The sequence below is a fragment of the Streptomyces sp. SL06 genome (assembly GCF_058244745.1).
The window spans coordinates 4,911,382-4,927,933 of record NZ_JBSYOT010000002.1 but is presented as its reverse complement, the minus strand read 5'-3'; the positions used below and the strand labels follow the sequence as shown (position 1 = coordinate 4,927,933).

The following is a 16,552-nucleotide window of genomic DNA, read 5'->3' as shown; positions in this document are numbered from 1 at the left end:
CGCCGGTCACGCGGGTCCGTATCAGTATGCGGGACCACGGAGGGAACCGGGACAAAAAGCGCCGTATACCACTCGCGACCGGATACCGGGAGACCCCGATCCCGCATTTCACCAATCATGATTGCGGGTAGTGACAGCTTGATTACTCAGTGCGATGGTTTTCGGCATGACGACTCACGGGGGCTTCGAGCCCGTCTTCTGCACCATCGTGCCGCCGCACGTCCTCGACAGGCTCGCCCGGCACACGGACCCGGTGCTCTCGGGCCCGGCCCGCCGCACCCTCCAGCGCGACGCCTTCGAGCGCACCCACCGCGGTCTGACCACGGTCATCGGCGCCCCCACCGTGGCCCCGCGCGCCGGCGCCGAGACCGGCAGACCGCACCGCACCGTCTACGACGCGCGGCACGGCACCGACCTACCCGGCCGCAAGGTGCGCGGCGAGGGCGAGGAGCCCGGCAAGGACGCCACCGTGAACCGCGCCTACGCGGGCCTGGGCGCCACCTTCGAGCACTTCCTCGAGGTGTACCGGCGCGACTCCATCGACGGCGCCGGCCTCCCCCTGGACGCCACCGTGCACTACGACCGCGAGTACAACAACGCGTTCTGGAACGGCGAGCAGATGGTCTTCGGCGACGGGGACGGGGAGATCTTCCTCGACTTCACCGTCGCCCTGGACGTGATCGGCCACGAGCTGACCCACGGCGTCACCCAGCACACCGCCAATCTGACCTACTACGGCCAGCCCGGCGCCCTCAACGAATCGGTGTCGGACGTCTTCGGCGCCCTCGTCAAGCAGTACTCGCTCGGCCAGAGCGCCTCCGAGGCCGACTGGCTGATCGGCGCCGGCCTGCTCGCCCCGCGCGTGACGGGGCAGGCGCTGCGCTCGATGAAGGCGCCGGGCACGGCGTACGACGACGACGTGCTCGGCAAGGACCCGCAGCCCGCGACGATGGACGACTTCGTGCGCACCGGCCGCGACAACGGCGGCGTGCACATCAACTCCGGCATCCCCAACCACGCCTTCTACCTGCTCGCCACCGAACTCGGCGGACACGCCTGGGAGCGGGCGGGACAGGTCTGGTACGACGTGCTGACCGGCGGCGAGCTGGCGCAGGACGCGCTGTTCGAGGACTTCGCGACCCTGACCGTGAAGGCGGCCCGGGAGCGGTACGGGGACGCGGACGAGCTGGAGGCGGTGCGCAAGGCCTGGGAGCAGGTGGGGGTGCGCACGCGGTAGTTCCGTACTAGACACGGTCCCATGCGGATTCAGGTGAGGCGCACAGGAGGCTTCGCGGGCATCGAACGCCACGCGGAGGTCGAGATCGCGGGACGCCCGGACGCGGCCGAGTGGCGGGCCCTGGCCGAGCGGGCGGTCGCCGACGGCCGGGGCACGCCCCCGGCGGGGGTGCCGGACGGGTTCAGCTACCAGATCACCGTGGACGGCAACACGGTGTACGCCGCCGACCCCCGGCTCACGGACGAGCAGCGCAGGCTGATCTCCCGGGTGCTGAAGGAGGGCGCGTAACGCCGCCCGGGTGCGGGGGCGTTGACTTCCCTCACCGGGGGTGCGGATGATCCGCGCATGGCGACGAACCCGGTACCGCGGTTCCCGGACGGCTTCCTGTGGGGCGTGTCGACCTCGGCGCACCAGATCGAGGGCGCGGCCGACCTGCGCGAGCGGTCCGTGTGGGACGACTTCACGGACCGGCCGGGGCGGGTCGGGGACGGCTCGACGGCGGCGGTGGCCTGCGACCACTACCACCGCTACCGCGAGGACGTGGCGCTGCTGGCGGACCTGGGCGTGGACGCCTACCGCTTCTCGGTCTCCTGGCCGCGGGTGAACTCCCCCGGCGGACTCGGCTTCTACGACCGCCTGGTGGACGAGCTGTGCGCGGCGGGCGTGCGGCCGGTGCCGACGCTCTTCCACTGGGACCTGCCGGCCGGTCTGGACTGGCTGGAGCGGGACACGGCGTCCCGCTTCGCGGAGTACGTGTCGCTCGTCGTACGGCGGCTGGGCGACCGGGTCGGCAAGTGGATCACTCTCAACGAACCCGCCGAGCACACCCTGCTCGGCCATGCCCTCGGCGTCCACGCACCCGGCCGGCAGCTGATGTTCGACGCCCTGCCGGCGGCCCACCACCAGCTCCTCGCGCACGGCCTGGCGGTGCGGGCCCTGCGCGCGGGCGGCGCCGCGGACATCGGCATCGCCAACTCGCACGGGCCGACCTGGCCGGCCTCGGCACAGCCGGCCGACCGGGAGGCGGCCGATTTCTACGACGCCCTGCTGAACCGGATGTTCTCCGACCCGCTGCTGACCGGGCGGTATCCGCAGGGCCTCGACGAGCTGATGCCGGGGCCCGCCGGGCGGCTCGCGGCGGACCTGGAGGTCATCGCCGAGCCGCTGGACTGGTACGGCGTGAACTACTACGCGCCGACCCGGGTGGGCGCTCCCGGGGGCACGGAGACCGAGTTCGGCGGGGTGGCGTTCCCGGCCGGGCTGCCCTTCTCGGTGCGCGGGGTCGAGGGCCGGCCCCGGACGGACTCCGGCTGGCCCGTCGTCCCCGAAGGCCTCACCGAGCTGCTCACCGGCCTCCGCGAGCGCTACGGCGACCGGCTCCCGCCGGTCGTGATCACCGAGAACGGCTGCGCCTACGAGGGCCTGGACGACCGGGACCGCGTCGCCTACCTCGACGGGCACCTGCGCGCCCTGCACCGGGCGCTGGAGGCGGGCGTGGACGTGCGCGGCTACTTCGTGTGGTCGCTGCTGGACAACTTCGAGTGGGCCGAGGGGTACGCCCGCCGCTTCGGGCTGGTCCACGTGGACTTCGCGACGCGGCGGCGCACGCCCAAGGCGTCGTACGGCTGGTTCCGGGATCTGCTGCGCGACCAGCGGTGAGCGCCGCCGGCGGGGGCCGTCGTACGCCCGGACGGACAAAAGACCTGGGTGCTGTCGGCGGGGAGTCGTACGCTGGGGGAAGCAGACCACATCCGTCACGCGGCGCACGCCGCAGAGGAGGACGAGCAGGCCTAGAGCGCCGGCCCATGACTCAGACACCCTCAGCCCACACCCCCGCGCAGGAGCAGGCGAGCGCACGGATCAGCGTCCCCGCCCAGCATCCGATGGTGACCGTTCTGGGCTCCGGAGACTCCCTCCTGCGCGTGATCGAGAAGGCCTTCCCGGCGGCCGACATCCATGTCCGGGGAAACGAGATCAGCGCGGTCGGCGACGCCCATGACGTTGCCCTCGTACAGCGCGTGTTCGACGAGATGATGCTGGTGCTGCGCACGGGGCAGCCGATGACGGAGGACGCAGTGGAACGCTCGATCGCCATGCTCAAGGCGAGCGAGAACGGGGAGAGCGACGGCCAGGAGACCCCGGCCGAGGTGCTCACGCAGAACATCCTGTCCTCGCGCGGCCGCACCATCCGCCCCAAGACGCTGAACCAGAAGCGGTATGTCGACGCGATCGACAAGCACACCATCGTCTTCGGCATCGGCCCCGCGGGCACCGGCAAGACCTATCTGGCGATGGCCAAGGCGGTGCAGGCCCTGCAGTCCAAGCAGGTCACCCGCATCATCCTGACCCGCCCGGCGGTCGAGGCCGGCGAGCGGCTCGGCTTCCTGCCGGGCACGCTGTACGAGAAGATCGACCCGTATCTGCGCCCGCTGTACGACGCGCTGCACGACATGCTCGACCCGGACTCGATCCCGCGGCTGATGGCGGCGGGGACGATCGAGGTCGCCCCGCTCGCCTACATGCGCGGCCGCACGCTGAACGACGCCTTCATCATCCTGGACGAGGCCCAGAACACCAGCCCCGAGCAGATGAAGATGTTCCTCACCCGCCTGGGCTTCGAGTCGAAGATCGTGATCACGGGTGACGTGACGCAGGTCGACCTGCCCGGCGGCACCAAGTCGGGTCTGCGGCAGGTGCAGGAGATCCTGGAGGGCGTCGAGGACGTCCACTTCTCCCGGCTCACGTCCCACGACGTGGTACGGCACAAGCTGGTGGGCCGTATCGTCGACGCCTACGAGCAGTACGACAGCAGGAACGGCACCGAGAACGGCGGCCACAACGGCGGCCGGACACCGAGAAGCGGTGCCAAGGCCAAGGGGAAGTAGACCAGCACGCCCATGTCGATCGACGTCAACAACGAGTCCGGAACCGAGGTCGACGAGCAGGCGATCCTCGACATTGCCCGCTACGCGCTCGCGCGGATGCGCATCCACCCGCTCTCCGAACTCTCGGTGATCGTCGTGGACGCCGGCGCCATGGAGCAGCTGCACATCCAGTGGATGGACCTGCCGGGCCCCACGGACGTGATGTCCTTCCCGATGGACGAGCTGCGGCCGCCGTCGAAGGACGAGGACGAGCCGCCGCAGGGGCTGCTCGGCGACATCGTGCTGTGCCCGGAGGTCGCCGCCAGGCAGGGCACCGAGGCGGCGACGCAGCACTCCATGGACGAGGAACTCCAGCTCCTCACCGTCCACGGGGTGCTGCACCTGCTGGGCTACGACCACGAGGAGCCGGACGAGAAGGCCGAGATGTTCGGTCTGCAGGCCGCCATCGTGGACGGCTGGCGTGCGGAGAAGGGCCTGACCGGCCCGTCTCCGGCCCCGACCGTCTCATGAGCCTGCCGCTGGTCGCGGGGGCCGTCGCCCTGGTGGTGGTCGCCTGGCTCGCCGCGTGCGCGGAGGCGGGGCTCGCGAGGGTCTCCAGCTTCCGCGCCGAGGAGGCCGTACGGTCCGGGCGGCGCGGAAGCGAGAAGCTCGCCCGGGTCGCCGCCGACCCGACGCGCTATCTCAACGTGGCGCTGCTGGTCCGGGTCGCCTGCGAGATGGCGTCCGCCGCGCTGGTCACCTACGCCTGTCTGAGGCAGTTCGACGGCACCGGCGAGGCGCTGGTGATCGCCATCGCGGTGATGGTGCTCCTGTCGTACGTCGCCGTCGGGGTGTCGCCGCGCACCATCGGGCGCCAGCACCCGCTGAACACGGCGACGGTCTCGGCGTACGTGCTGCTGCCGCTGGCCCGGGTCATGGGGCCGATCCCCTCGCTGCTGATCCTCATCGGCAACGCGCTCACCCCCGGCAAGGGCTTCCGCCGCGGTCCGTTCGCCTCCGAGGCGGAGCTGCGGGCGCTGGTGGACCTCGCCGAGAAGGAGTCCCTGATCGAGGCCGAGGAGCGCCGCATGGTGCACTCGGTGTTCGAGCTGGGCGACACGCTCGTGCGGGAGGTCATGGTCCCGCGCACCGACCTGGTCGTCATCGAGCGCTACAAGACCATCCGGCAGGCGCTCACTCTCGCCCTGCGCTCGGGTTTCTCGCGGATCCCGGTCACCGGTGACAGCGAGGACGACATCGTCGGCATCGTGTATCTGAAGGACCTGGTCCGCAGGACGCACATCAGCCGGGAGGCGGAGAACGACCTCGTCTCCACGGCGATACGTCCGGCGTCCTTCGTGCCCGACACCAAGAACGCCGGTGACCTGCTGCGCGAGATGCAGAAGGAACGCAACCACGTCGCCGTCGTCATCGACGAGTACGGCGGCACGGCCGGCATCGTCACCATCGAGGACATCCTGGAGGAGATCGTCGGCGAGATCACCGACGAGTACGACCGGGAGCTGCCGCCCGTCGAGGTGCTGGGCGGGGACCGCTTCCGGGTCACCGCCCGGCTCGACATCGGCGACCTGGGCGAGCTGTACGGCCTGGAGGAGTTCGACGACGAGGACGTGGAGACGGTGGGCGGCCTGCTGGCGAAGGCGCTCGGCCGGGTGCCGATCGCGGGTGCCTCCTCGACCGTGGAGCTGCCCGACGGCCGGAGTCTGCGGCTGACGGCGGAGGCCGCGGCGGGCCGCCGGAACAAGATCGTGACCGTGCTGGCGGAGCCGGTGGGCGCGGCGGAACCCCCGAAGGGGGCCGGACCGGAGTGAGTCCCGAGGCGCTGCGCCGCTTGTGCCTGTCGTTCAACGCGGCGGTGGAGGACTTCCCCTTCAACCCGGAGACGTTGGTCTTCAAGGTGCTGGGCAGGATGTTCGCGCTGACCTCTCTGGAGGGGCGCCCGCTCACGGTCAACCTCAAGTGCGACCCGGACGACGCGGTCCGGCTGCGCGGCGGCCATCCGGACCTGATCGTCCCGGGCCGGCACATGAACAAGCGGCACTGGAACACGGTGACCGTCGACGGCGGCCTCCCGGAGCGCCTGGTCAGGGAGCTGGTCGAGGACTCGTACGACCTGGTGGTCGCCGGTCTGCCGCGTGCGGAGCGGCTCCGGCTCGACCGTCCCTGACGCCCTCCGTGCCGCTCGCCGCCGCCGTCTCCGTATGCTCATGCCATGACCGACAGCAGCGCGCTCGCCCCCGAGGACCGCAAGATCGTCACCCTGGCCCGCTCCGCCCGCGCCCGCAACGGCGTCCCCGAGGGCGCCGCCGTACGCGACGAGACCGGTCGTACCTATGTCGCCGGCACGGTGGACCTGGACTCCCTGCGGCTGAGCGCCCTGCGTACGGCGGTGGCGATGGCGGTGGCGTCCGGTGCGAAGTCGCTGGAGGCGGCGGCCGTGGTGACCGAGGCGCAGTCCGCGTCGCGGGAGGACCTGGCGGCGGTGCGGGATCTGGGGGTGCCGGGACGCCGGTTCTCGTCGCCGGTCCGGACGGCGCGGTGCGTGAGACGGTGGGCGCGGGCTGAGCGCCGCGGGCCCGGCGGACGACCGCGGTGCGGCGGGGCTTCGGGGATCAGGGACAATGGGCGCCATGAGCGTTCGTACCCAGTCATCCGAAGAACCGGCCGAGGCTGTTCACCGGGCCGGCTTCGCCTGCTTCGTGGGCCGCCCCAACGCGGGCAAGTCCACTCTCACGAACGCTCTGGTCGGGCAGAAGGTGGCGATCACCTCGAACCGTCCGCAGACGACCCGGCACACCGTGCGGGGCATCGTGCACCGGCCGGAGGCGCAGCTGATCCTGGTGGACACCCCGGGGCTGCACAAGCCGCGCACGCTGCTGGGCGAGCGGCTCAACGACGTTGTGCGCGCGACGTGGGCCGAGGTCGACGTCATCGGCTTCTGCCTGCCGGCGAACGAGAAGCTGGGCCCGGGTGACCGCTTCATCGCCAAGGAGCTGGCCGGGATCAGGAAGACCCCGAAGGTCGCGATCGTCACCAAGACGGACCTGGTGGACTCCAAGACCCTCGCCGAGCAGCTGATCGCGATCGACCGGCTCGGCAAGGAACTGGGCATCTCCTGGGCGGAGATCGTGCCGGTGTCGGCCACCGCGAACCAGCAGGTGGACCTGCTCGCGGACCTGCTGACCCCGCTGCTGCCCGAGGGCCCCGCGCTGTATCCGGAGGGCGACCTGACCGACGAGCCCGAGCAGGTCATGGTCGCGGAGCTGATCCGGGAGGCCGCGCTGGAGGGCGTGCGGGACGAGTTGCCGCACTCCATCGCGGTGGTCGTGGAGGAGATGCTCCCGCGCGAGGACCGCCCGGCGGACAAGCCCCTCCTGGACATCCACGCCAACGTCTTCATCGAGCGCCCCAGCCAGAAGGGCATCATCATCGGCCCCAAGGGCAAGCGCCTCAAGGACGTCGGCATCAAGTCCCGCAAACAGATCGAGGCACTCCTCGGCACACCGGTCTTCCTGGACCTGCATGTGAAGGTCGCCAAGGACTGGCAACGCGACCCGAAGCAACTCCGCCGCCTCGGCTTCTGAGGGGCTCCGGGAGGCCGGTCAGGACGGTGGGCGGAAGCCGATGGTCGGGACTGCTCGGCGCAGGGGCCAGGAGCCGGGCAGGTCGGCCGGGAGCAGGGCCGCGAGGAACGCGTAGCGGCGCAGGGCCGCCGGGTCCTGGCCCTGGACCGACTGGACCTTGCGCCACCAGGTGGCGATCTCGTACCAGCCGGGCGCCGAGAGGGAGCCGCCGAACTCCTGGACGGAGAGGGCCGCGGTCAGACCGGCGAAGGCCAGGCGGTCGGCCAGCGACCAGCCGGCCAGGGTGCCGGTGACGAACCCGGCGACGAAGACGTCCCCGGCGCCGGTCGGGTCCAGGGCCTCGACCTCGATGGCCGGGACCTCGGCGCTCTCCCCGGTACGCCGGTCCACCGCGTACGCGCCGTCCGCGCCGAGGGTGACCACGGCGAGCGGCACATGCTCGGTCAGGGCGTGCGCGGCGGCCCGCGGGCAGGTGGCGCCGGTGTAGCGCATGGCCTCCTCGGCGTTGGGCAGGAACGCCTCGCAGTGCGCGAGGTCCGGCAGCCCCGCCAGGTCCCAGGCGCCGGTGTCGTCCCAGCCGACATCGGCGAAGACCCGGGTGCCGCGCGCGGCGGCCTGGGCGATCCAGGGGGCGCGGACGCCGGGCGTGAGGGAGGCGACGGCGGCCCGCGCGCGGGGCGGGCAGTCGGGGGAGGGCTCCTCGGGCGGCGGCTCGTGACCGTGGGAGACCATCGTGCGCTCCCCCTCGTACGCCATCGAGACCGTCACCGGCGAGTGCCAGCCGGGCACGGTGCGCGAGGGGCTCAGGTCGATGCCCTCGCCCTGTGCGAGGGCGTCCCAGCAGTAGTCGCCGTAGTGGTCGTCCCCGAAGGCCGCGGCCAGCGAGGTGCGCAGGCCGAGGCGGGCCAGTGCCGTCGCCATGTTCGCCACGCCGCCCGGACTCGACCCCATTCCGCGGGCCCAGGACTCGGTCCCGCGCACCGGGGCGGAGTCGAGCCCGGTGAAGATCACGTCGAGGAAGACGGTGCCCGTCAGATACACGTCCCAGGGCGGGTCCTGCGGCGTGCGCAGGCCGGCCAGGGGGTCGACCCGGGACTGGCGGTGCGGTTCCTCGTCCTGGGTGTGGCGGTGGGTTCTCCCGTCGGCCGGCATGGCGGGCATGGCAGGCACGTCGGAGGCGGTGGACACGGTGGACGCTGTCACGGTGCGCTCCCTGGCATGGTGCGGATCAGGCCAGTGTGCACCACGGCGCCGGCCGGCGGCGTCCTCGCCGTCGGCCGGGGCCGCGGCGGCGGGACCGGCGCCCGCCGGGGGTCACCAGCGGGGGACGGAGGGGGCGACCCACCCCGGGTCGGCGACCCGCATGGCGGCGGCGTCGTCGCGGTCCCGGAGCGTGCCGTCGTCGTCGAGCCAGCGCCGGTGCAGGAACGCCAGCCTGTCGCGGTCGAGTTCGACCCCGAGGCCGGGGGCGTCGGGGACGGCGACCCTGCCGCCGTCGAAGGCGAGGCGTTCGGTGAGCACGTCCTCGCGCTGCCAGGGGTAGTGCGTGTCGCAGGCGTGGTGGAGCCCCGGCAGCGTGGCCGCCACGTGGGTCATGGCGGCGAGGCTGATGCCCAGGTGGGTGTTGGAGTGCATGGAGACGCCGACGCCGAAGGTGTGGCAGACGGCGGCGAGTTGCCGGGTGCTGCGCAGTCCGCCCCAGTAGTGGTGGTCGCAGAGCACGACCTGTACGGCGCCCCGGACGAACGCCTGCGGTATCTCGGCGAACGTCGTCACGCACATGTTGGTCGCCAGCGGCACGCCGGTCCTCGACGCGACCTCGGCCATGGCCGGGGTGCCGAGCGCGGGGTCCTCCAGGTACTCCAGTACGTCCCCGAGTTCCGCGGCGACCCTGAGCGAGGTCGCCACGGACCAGGCGCCGTTGGGGTCCAGGCGCAGCGGGTGTCCGGGGAAGGCCTCGGCGAGGGCCCGTACGGCGGCGATCTCCTCGTCGGGCGGGAAGACGCCGCCCTTGAGCTTGAAGGAGGCGAATCCGTACCGCTCGGTGAAGGCGCGGGCCTGTGCGACGATCCCGGCCGGGTCGACGGCGGCGCCCCAGTCGTCCTGCTCGGCGGCGACGCCCCGGGGATGGCGGGCCCACTTGTAGAAGAGGTACGCGCTGTACTCGACGGCGTCGCGCACCTTGCCGCCCAGCAGCGCGTGCACGGGCAGGCCGAGTGTTCTGCCGAGGGCGTCCAGGCAGGCGACCTCGAAGGCGGAGACGACGGACAGGCGCAGCTTGTCGGCGCTCTGGACGCCCCGCAGCCCGCCCGTGTCCACCTGCTCCGAGACCCGGGTGGCGTCGACGGCGACCTCGTCCGCGACGGTGGACAGGCCGTTGAGGTCGGAGATCTGACGTCCGACCAGTTTTCCGGCGAAGAGGCGGGCCGGCTCCAGGTACTTGGCGTCGCCGTAGGTCTCGCCGACCCCGGTGACCCCGTCCGCGGTCTCGACCTCGACGATCAGGCGGGGGGTGTACGGCTGGTGCACGCCCTGCGTGTTCAGCAGGGGCGGATCGGCGACCAGGATCGGCGTCAGGCGGACATCGGCGACGGTGAGGTTCACGGGGCGGATCCTCCCAGGTCGGGCACATCTCCGTATGTAGCTGTCGTCTACGTATGGAGATGGAGGCTAGGCAGGCGCCCGCCAGGCGTCAATGGGCCGGCCGCTGCGGCGCCCCTACGGGCCGGGGAACTCGTAGGCCGCCACCTCGGCGAGGCAGCGTGCCCGCAGGTCCTCGTCGTCCTCCAGGAAGGAGGCAAGGAAGGAGTTGCGGGCCAGTTCCCGCAGCCGCTCCTCGGTGAGGCCGAGGGCCCGGTGCACGGCGGCGAAGTTGTCGCCCGCGTAGCCGCCGAAGTAGGCCGGGTCGTCGGAGTTGACGGTGCACATCAGGCCCGCGTCCAGCATCGCGGGCAGCGGGTGGTCGGTGAGCGCGTCGACGGTGCGCAGCCGCACGTTGGACAGCGGGCACAGCGTCAGCGGGACCCGCTCGCGCGCCAGCCGCTCGACCAGCGCCGGGTCCTCCACCGAGCGCAGGCCGTGGTCGATCCGCTCGGCGCCCAGCACGTCCAGGGCCTCGGTGACGTACTCCGGCGGCCCCTCCTCGCCCGCGTGCGCGACCCTGCGCAGGCCCAGGGCGGCGGCGGCCTCGTACACCTCGCGGAACTTGACCGGCGGGTGGCCGGCCTCGGCCGAGTCCAGGCCGACGCCGGTGATGCGGTCCAGGTGGGGCTTGGCGGCGTCGAGGGTCTCCAGCGCCGACTCGGCGGACTCGTCGCGCAGGAAGCACATGATCAGCCGGGTGGAGACGCCGTGGTTCTCCCGACTGCGGCCCAGCGCCCGCCACAGTCCCTCCACCACCGTGCCCATCTCCACCCCGCGCGAGCGGTGGGCCTGCGGGTCGAAGAATATCTCCGCGTGCCGCACGCCCTGCGCGGCGGCGCGGGCGAGGTAGGCGTTGGCGAGGTCCTCGAAGTCCCGCTCGGTGCGCAGGACGGCCATCAGCTCGTAGTACAGGTTCAGAAAGGACTGGAGGTCCTCGAACCGGTACGCCTCGCGCAACGCGTCCTCGTCCGCGTACGGCAGGGACACGCCGTTGCGGGCGGCCAGCGCGAAGGCCGACTCGGGCTCCAGGGTGCCTTCGATATGGAGGTGCAGTTCCGCTTTGGGCAGGGGCATCAGAGCATCGTACGGCGATATCACCGACGTTTCGGAACCGGGACCCTCTGTAGATCATGGGCCACGGTCAGCTCCCCCCGGTAGCCGGCCGCCCGTGCCTGCCGTCCGAACTCCGCCGGGTCCGGATAGCGCTGGCTGAAGTGGGTCAGCACGAGGTGCCGTACGCCCGCGTCCCGGGCGACCCGTGCCGCCTGGCCGGCGGTCAGGTGGCCGTGCTCGGTGGCGAGCGCCTCGTCCGCGTCGAGGAAGGTGGACTCGACGACCAGCAGGTCGCAGCCCTCGGCGAGCGCGTGCACCCCGGCGCACAGCCGGGTGTCCATGACGAACGCGAACCGCTGGCCGCGGCGGATCTCGCTGACCTCGTCGAGCCGGACGCCCCCGAGCGAGCCGTCGCGCTGGATCCGGCCGATGTCGGGGCCCTCGATGCCGTGCGCGGCCAGCCGCTCGGGCAGCATGCGGCGGCCGTCGGGCTCGGTCAGCCGGTAGCCGTACGCCTCGACGGGGTGGGACAGCCTGCGGGCCTCCAGGGTGTAGGCGGGGGTGGCGGCGAGGGGTCCGTCGGTGTCGACGGGGGCCTCGGTGAGGGCGACGGTCTCGCGGTAGGCGGTGGCGTACCGCAGACGGTCGAAGAAGCGCCGGCCCGAGCGCGGGTAGTGGGCGGTGATCTCGTGCGGGACCCGGTCGAGGTTGATCCGCTGGATGACGCCGGCGAGGCCGAGGCTGTGGTCGCCGTGGAAGTGCGTGACGCAGATCCGGTTCAGGTCGTGGGCGGCGACCCCGGCGCGCAGCATCTGGCGCTGTGTGCCCTCACCGGGGTCGAACAGGATGCCCTCGCCGTCCCAGCGCAGCAGATAGCCGTTGTGGTTGCGGTGCCGGGTCGGGACCTGGCTGGCGGTGCCGAGGACCACCAGTTCGCGTACGGACACGCGCCGCCTATCCGGGGGGCCATGCGAGGCCGCGCCCGCCGAGCACGTGCGCGTGGGTGTGCCAGACGGTCTGGCCGGCGCCGCTGCCGGTGTTGAAGACGGTGCGGTAGCTGTCCAGCTTCTCCTGGTCCGCGATCGCCCGCGTCTCGCGCAGGAGGTCCGCGACCAGCTCCGGGGCGCCGGCGGCGAGCGCGGCGGCGTCCCGGTAGTGCGCCTTGGGGATCACCAGGACGTGGGTGGGCGCCTGCGGGTTGATGTCCCGGAAGGCGAGGGTCGTGTCCGTCTCGCGGACGACGGTCGCCGGGATCGTGCCTGCGACGATCTTGCAGAACAGGCAGTCGTCCTGGGGTTCCCCTGCCATGCGGTACTCCTCACGGTGGTGATCTGCTACCGGGGCATCGTATCGAGCGGGTGCCTCAGTCGGAGCCGGGCAGGCTCGGCGGGGTCTTCGCCGGGGTCTCCTCCAGCGCCGCCAGCGCGAGCCCGATCGCCTCGTCCAGCTGCGGGTCGCGGCCCGCCGCGTGGTCCTGGGGGCGGTAGGGGACCTCGACGTCCGGGTCGACGCCGTGGTTCTCCACGCCCCAGCCGTAACCCTCCAGCCAGAACGCGTACTTGGGCTGGGTGATCAGCGTCCCGTCGACCAGCCGGTAGCGGCTGTCGATGCCGATGACACCGCCCCAGGTGCGGGTGCCGACGACCGGGCCGATGCCGAGCGCCTTGATCGCGGCGTTGACGATGTCGCCGTCGGAGCCGGAGAACTCGTCGGCGACGGCGACGACCGGGCCGCGGGGCGCGTCCAGCGGGTAACTGGCGGGGCGCATGCCGCGCGGCAGGTCCCAGCCGACGATGCGCCGGGCCAGCTTCTCCACGACCAGCTGGGAGGTGTGCCCGCCGCGGTTCTCGCGCACGTCGACGACCAGTCCCTCCCGGACGACCTCGACGCGCAGGTCGCGGTGGATCTGGGCCCAGCCGGGCGCCTGCATGTCGGGGACGTGCAGATAGCCGAGCCGGCCGCCCGACCGCTCGTGGACGTGGGCGCGGCGGTCGGCGACCCAGGCGTGGTAGCGCAGGGGTTCCTCGTCGGCGAGGGGGACGACCACGGCGTGCCGCAGTTCGCCGCCGCCGGACGGGGAGATGGTCAGCTCGACCGGCTTGCCGGCCGTGCCGACGAGCAGCGGGCCGGGCCCGGTGACCGGGTCGACGGCCTGTCCCGCGACGGCGACGACGGCGTCCCCGGCGCGTACGGCGACACCGGGCGCGGCGAGCGGGGAGCGGGCATGGGGGTCGGAGGTCTCCGAGGGCAGGACGCGGTCGACGCGCCAGGTGCCGTCCTCGTGGCGGGAGAGGTCGGCGCCGAGCAGTCCTTGCCGGGCGGCGCCGACGTGGCCGCCGCGCGGGGTGACGTAGGCGTGCGAGGTGCCCAGTTCGCCGTGCACCTCCCACAGGAGGTCGACCAGGTCGTCATGGGTGGCGAGGCGGTCGAGGACGGGCCGGTAGCGGTCCAGGACGCCGTCCCAGTCGACGCCGTTCATGTCGGGCCGCCAGAAGTGGTCCCGCATGATGCGGCCGGTCTCGTCGTACATCTGCCGCCACTCGGCGGCCGGTTCGACGGTCTGCCGGATCCGGCTCAGGTCGACGGTGATGTTGGTGTCGCTGTCCTCGTCGCCGGAGGCCCGCCGGTCGCTGGGCACCACCTTGAGCCGTCCGTCGGCCCACAGCAGGACCCGCTTGCCGTCCCCGCTGACCTCGAAGTGGTCGGCGTCGGCGGCGAGGTGCTCGATCCGCTGCTGGGCGAGGTCGTAGCGCTCCAGCTCGGTGTTGGGGTCGGTGGCCTCGGGGGTGGCCCGGGAGGCGCCGAGGACGCCGGTGACCGGGTGGCGCAGCCACAGCACGCCGTCCTTGGCGGCGCGCAGCCGGGAGTAGCGGGCGGCCTCGACCGGGAAGGGCACGATGCGGTCGGCGAGGCCCTCGATGTCGATCCGGGTGGTCGGGGTGCCCTCGCTGTCAGGGGTCTCCTCACGGTCCGGCGCCTCGAAGGCGCGGCCGTGGCGCTGCGGGCCGAAGGGCGACGGGGTGGTCGCGGCGAGGGTGATCAGATGGGGCCGGGCACCCTCGACGAAGGCGAGGTCGAAGACGTGCTCGTCGTAGACCGGGTCGAAGGACCGGGTGGAGAGGAAGGCGAGGTGCTTGCCGTCCAGGGTGAAGGCCGGCGAGTAGTCCTTGAAGCGCAGCGGCGTCGCCTCGCTCACCGACAGGTCGGTGGTGTTGGCGAGCCTCAGCTGGCGCAGCGGTTCGGGGCCGGGGTGCGACCAGGCCAGCCAGGCCGAGTCGGGCGAGAAGACCAGCCCGGAGGCGTCGCCGTCCTCGCTGCGGTCGACCTCGCGGACCTCGCCGCTCTCGCGCTCGACGAGCAGGACGCGCCCGTCGTGCGAGGCGACGGCGGCGCGGCTGCCGTCCGGTGCCATGGCCAGGCCCAGGACCCGGCCGAGCTGCCCGGCGGCGAGGCGGCGGGCGGTGGCGCCGGGGGCGAGTCCGGTGGCGGGCGCGAACTCGAGGGCGTCGTCGCCCTCGGCGTCCGTCACCCATACGACCCACTCCTCGCCCTCGGCGCGGAAGGTGCGCGGCAGCCGGGTCCGTACGCCGGGCTGCACGGCCAGCGCGCGGGCGGGCCCGGAGCGGTGAGTGACCCAGTGCACGCCCCCGCGTACGGCGACGGCGCTGCCGCGCGCCGTGTGGTCGGGGGACGCGGAGCCGAACCAGCGGGCGGCGTTGACCGGGAACGGCTGGAGGTCGACGCGGGCGCCGCCGAGCCGGATGCCGAGCCGGCGCGGCTCGGCGCCGTCGAGGTCGTCGAGCGTCCACAGCTCACCGGCGCTGGAGTAGACGACGCGGGTGCCGTCGGTGGCGGCGTGCCGGGCGTAGAAGCCTTCGAGGGGGGTGTGCCGGCGCAGGTCGGAGCCGTCGGCGAGGGAGGAGTAGAGGGCGCCGGTGCCCTCGTGGTCGGAGAGGAACGCGATGCGCTCCCCGACCCAGAAGGGGTACTCGATGTTGCCGTCGAGGTCGCTGTGCAGGCGGACGAACTCGCCGTCGTCCTCGCGGTCGATCCACAGCTTGCCCGCCGTGCCGCCCCGGTAGCGCTTCCACCAGGCGGCCTCGCGGCCCATCGGCGCGGACAGCAGCACGGTGTGCGGGCCGTGCGCGACATCGCCGACGGGCCCGTACGGCAGGGTGGCCGCCGGTCCGCCGTCGAGCGGGACGGTGCGGGCCCAGGTGCGGCGCAGGCTGGCCTGCCCGTAGGTGCTGAGGGCGAGGACGCGTCCTCCCGGGGTCCAGCCGCGCACCTGGGTCTTGCCGCTGCCCCAGTGCGTCAGGCGCCTGGCGGGGCCGCCGTCGACGGGCGCGACGTGCACCTCGGGGGCGCCGTCGCGGGTGGAGGTCCAGGCGACCGTGGTGCCGTCGGGCGAGATCCGCGGGTGGTTCACCGGCACGTTGTCGGCGCTGACCCGCCAGGCCCGGCCGCCGTCGAGCGGGGCGAGCCACACGTCGTCCTCGGCGGTGAAGGCGACCAACTCGCCGTGCGGGTGCGGAAAGCGGAGGTAGGCAGGCGCTGCGGGCTGTGTCACCCTCTCACCCTATGCAGGGGCGGCGCCCGCCGACAGAGGTTTGGATCACTTGCTACTTGCCCTGCACCGGCCCGCAGTGCGGGTCGTCGGGGCACCAGATGGTCCGGGTGACGGTCACGGTGGGTCCGGGCCCCTGCCCGGAGGGCCGGTCGGCGGACGGGGCGCTGGGGGCGGCGTCGCAGTTGCCGAGCCCCTTGACCCGGAGCCACTCCTTGCCGTCCACCTCGGCCGTGAGGTCGCCGCGCACACAGGCGCCGTTGACGACGCGGGTCACCCTGCCGTCGACGGTGATGTCCTTGCCGTCGTCCGTCCTGCCCTCGCACTCGACGGAGGCGGCGGTGTTCTCGCTCGCCGAGGCGGTGGCGCCGTCGTCCCCGCGGGACGCGGTGCAGTTGAGCCACTGCACCCGCGTGTTCTGCCGTTGCAGTTCGCGGGTCACGGTCTGGTCGGTCGTGTACGCCACGGACGCGGTGCCGAGCCCGTCCGGTTCGCACGCGGCGACCCCGCCGACGGCGAGAGCCGCGCCGGCCACCGCGAGCGTCACGCGCCGGCCGCGCGGCATGATCGGGATACGCCAAAT

The 16,552-nt window shown here is 72.8% G+C and carries 15 protein-coding genes and 1 pseudogene; 9 read left to right on the top strand and 7 right to left on the bottom strand.

Annotated features, from left to right (window positions below; all coding sequences use genetic code 11):
- Nucleotides 1-166 precede the first annotated feature (166 nt).
- The 9 genes and pseudogenes from AC4IHM_RS22510 (at nt 167) to era (ending at nt 7,706) form a co-directional block, all read left to right on the top strand.
- On the top strand, nt 167-1,237 hold the full coding sequence (locus AC4IHM_RS22510) for a M4 family metallopeptidase (RefSeq protein ID WP_490868811.1): 1,071 nt from the start codon (nt 167-169) through the stop codon (nt 1,235-1,237).
- Between the two features lie 21 nt (nt 1,238-1,258).
- On the top strand, nt 1,259-1,525 hold the full coding sequence (locus tag AC4IHM_RS22505) for a protealysin inhibitor emfourin (protein ID WP_490868810.1): 267 nt from the start codon (nt 1,259-1,261) through the stop codon (nt 1,523-1,525).
- Nucleotides 1,526-1,582: 57 nt separating this feature from the next.
- Nucleotides 1,583-2,896 (top strand): GH1 family beta-glucosidase, encoded by a 1,314-nt coding sequence (locus AC4IHM_RS22500; RefSeq protein ID WP_490868809.1) that lies wholly within the window; start codon nt 1,583-1,585, stop codon nt 2,894-2,896.
- A 146-nt stretch (nt 2,897-3,042) separates the two neighbouring features.
- A complete protein-coding gene (locus AC4IHM_RS22495; RefSeq protein WP_490868808.1) occupies nt 3,043-4,122 on the top strand; it encodes a PhoH family protein in 1,080 nt (359 codons plus the stop codon).
- Nucleotides 4,123-4,134: 12 nt separating this feature from the next.
- Nucleotides 4,135-4,632 carry an rRNA maturation RNase YbeY gene (gene ybeY, locus AC4IHM_RS22490; RefSeq protein WP_490868807.1) on the top strand — a complete coding sequence of 166 codons (498 nt, stop codon included), beginning with the start codon at nt 4,135-4,137 and terminating at the stop codon, nt 4,630-4,632.
- Nucleotides 4,629-5,933, top strand: coding sequence for a hemolysin family protein (locus tag AC4IHM_RS22485; RefSeq protein WP_490868806.1), 1,305 nt, complete (start codon nt 4,629-4,631; stop codon nt 5,931-5,933). The genes ybeY and AC4IHM_RS22485 overlap by 4 nt, the downstream gene beginning before the upstream one ends.
- Nucleotides 5,930-6,289 carry an MmcQ/YjbR family DNA-binding protein gene (locus tag AC4IHM_RS22480; protein ID WP_490868805.1) on the top strand — a complete coding sequence of 120 codons (360 nt, stop codon included), beginning with the start codon at nt 5,930-5,932 and terminating at the stop codon, nt 6,287-6,289. The genes AC4IHM_RS22485 and AC4IHM_RS22480 overlap by 4 nt, the downstream gene beginning before the upstream one ends.
- A 45-nt stretch (nt 6,290-6,334) precedes the next feature.
- Nucleotides 6,335-6,687, top strand: a pseudogene (locus AC4IHM_RS22475) (cytidine deaminase).
- A gap of 65 nt (nt 6,688-6,752) precedes the next feature.
- Nucleotides 6,753-7,706: a GTPase Era gene (gene era / locus AC4IHM_RS22470; RefSeq protein WP_490868804.1), complete on the top strand. Its 954-nt coding sequence runs from the start codon at nt 6,753-6,755 to the stop codon at nt 7,704-7,706.
- Between the two features lie 18 nt (nt 7,707-7,724).
- Here era and AC4IHM_RS22465 read toward each other — a convergent pair whose 3' ends face one another.
- From AC4IHM_RS22465 to AC4IHM_RS22435, 7 genes are all read right to left on the bottom strand, one after another.
- Complete coding sequence (locus AC4IHM_RS22465; protein ID WP_490870901.1) at nt 7,725-8,858, bottom strand: carbohydrate kinase family protein; 1,134 nt, start codon at nt 8,856-8,858, stop codon at nt 7,725-7,727.
- Between the two features lie 162 nt (nt 8,859-9,020).
- Entirely contained in the window at nt 9,021-10,310 is a 1,290-nt protein-coding gene (locus tag AC4IHM_RS22460; RefSeq protein ID WP_490868803.1) for a glucarate dehydratase family protein, read from the bottom strand.
- A gap of 114 nt (nt 10,311-10,424) precedes the next feature.
- Complete coding sequence (locus tag AC4IHM_RS22455; protein ID WP_490868802.1) at nt 10,425-11,423, bottom strand: adenosine deaminase; 999 nt, start codon at nt 11,421-11,423, stop codon at nt 10,425-10,427.
- A gap of 20 nt (nt 11,424-11,443) precedes the next feature.
- A complete protein-coding gene (locus AC4IHM_RS22450) occupies nt 11,444-12,349 on the bottom strand; it encodes a ribonuclease Z (protein WP_490868801.1) in 906 nt (301 codons plus the stop codon).
- Between the two features lie 7 nt (nt 12,350-12,356).
- Nucleotides 12,357-12,710, bottom strand: a complete 354-nt coding sequence (locus tag AC4IHM_RS22445; protein WP_490868800.1) for a histidine triad nucleotide-binding protein — start codon at nt 12,708-12,710, stop codon at nt 12,357-12,359.
- A 55-nt stretch (nt 12,711-12,765) separates the two neighbouring features.
- The gene (locus AC4IHM_RS22440) at nt 12,766-15,972 is read right to left on the bottom strand and encodes a S41 family peptidase (protein ID WP_490868799.1); all 3,207 of its coding nucleotides are present in this window, start codon (nt 15,970-15,972) and stop codon (nt 12,766-12,768) included.
- A gap of 52 nt (nt 15,973-16,024) precedes the next feature.
- Nucleotides 16,025-16,534, bottom strand: a complete 510-nt coding sequence (locus AC4IHM_RS22435) for a hypothetical protein (RefSeq protein WP_490868798.1) — start codon at nt 16,532-16,534, stop codon at nt 16,025-16,027.
- Nucleotides 16,535-16,552: the final 18 nt, after the last annotated feature.